At 48.8% G+C, this 1,201-nt stretch carries 2 protein-coding genes; both read right to left on the minus strand.

Translation table 11 applies throughout. The features are described from left to right. The coding region (locus EBS36_07485) for a hypothetical protein (protein NBU32989.1) at positions 1–458 on the minus strand (458 nt) is incomplete at its 3' end. 336 nt (positions 459–794) lie between these two features. After that, entirely contained in the window at positions 795–1,172 is a 378-nt protein-coding gene (locus tag EBS36_07490; GenBank protein ID NBU32990.1) for a hypothetical protein, read from the minus strand. Between the last annotated feature and the right edge of the window lie 29 nt (positions 1,173–1,201).

Here is a 1,201-nt window from a genome sequence, read left to right on the forward strand (position 1 = left end):
GGGAGTTGCTCGACCAACTTAATGAAGTCAGCCTTGAGCGTAGCCATGTCGAGGTCATCGTATGTCGCAACCAAGCCAAGTCGGTCGCTCAAGTCGTCAAGGTTGGCTTGCTGGGCAATGGCCATCTGCACCTCGTTGGCTGATGCGATGCTCGTTTCGATTCCAATTCCAAGAGCGGCAAGGCAGCGACCGAAGGCAGAGGTTTCGCAGTTCTCGACGTAGGAGGTTTTGTTTATCATGGAACTGGTGCGGTCCTCATGAGCATGGCCTGTTGCCCTGATGCGGCCTTCTGCGTCCTTGATGACGGCACGAATGCAGCAACGGTCGGGTTGCAGGTCAACGAGTTCCGATTCGATGCTCCAACCTGTGTAGGCTTTGTCGTTGCGGAAGTAGAGTAGGCGTTGGTTTACTTCGACGTAATCCTTGCCTTTGATGTTGGTGGTTTTGAATTTGTGCATGGTTTTGGGGTTTAGTTGGTGATGAGTGCGTAGATGAATCTGCCGAATACGACTATGCCGAGGCAGGTCGTGAGCATGATGTAAGCGGTGACAACTGCTGCCTCCAGCTTGGCTTTGGTTTGGTTGTTCATGGGTTTGGGGTTTAGTGGTTTAAGAATGTGCGTTGGCGAGTCGCACCCCTCGGTTGGTTAGAAATCCTTTCTCCAGGTTATGCCACGCTTTGTACGGATTGTCTTATTGTTTAATATTCTGCAATAAAATCCATCTACAGTGGCGTATTCGCCATCTATTTTAATGTGTACTGGCTGCCTATCAAAATAAGCAATAAAACTGTCCTTAATCTTTTGCTCTAATTTGTTGGGTTGGTTGTTCATGGTTTTTAGGTTTAGTGGTTGGTTTGTAGGTCAAAGATACAACCGTTTTCCTTTTTGCGACCTCTTGCGTCAATTTTTTTTTATTTTTTTTTATGAGCCTACACCCGAAGCGGTATAAATTCCCAATTTTCGGCATAAATAGCGTTAATTTTGCGCCATGACCTACTACTCCACAAGACCTGCAGAAGCCCTTACTAATGCCCTTGAGCGGCTCATGATATCCATATCCAACGCCGAACTGGAGCAGAACCACGTTGCCCTCTGCGAGTACCGCCGAGCCTGCGAGTTGCTGGGCTACGACCCGAAGATGACCCAATGGCACAACGTCAAGGAAGTCCATGCGTCAGGACTGCCCAACGATGACCCCCA

This window comes from Actinomycetota bacterium (assembly GCA_009923495.1).
GTDB lineage: Bacteria > Actinomycetota > Actinomycetes > S36-B12 > UBA5976 > UBA5976.

What these genes read in the sequence shown, in the direction of transcription:
- EBS36_07490 (NBU32990.1), bottom strand. Translation starts at nt 1,172, where the DNA reads ATGGACTTCCTTGACGTTGTGCCATTGGGTCATCTTCGGGTCGTAGCC.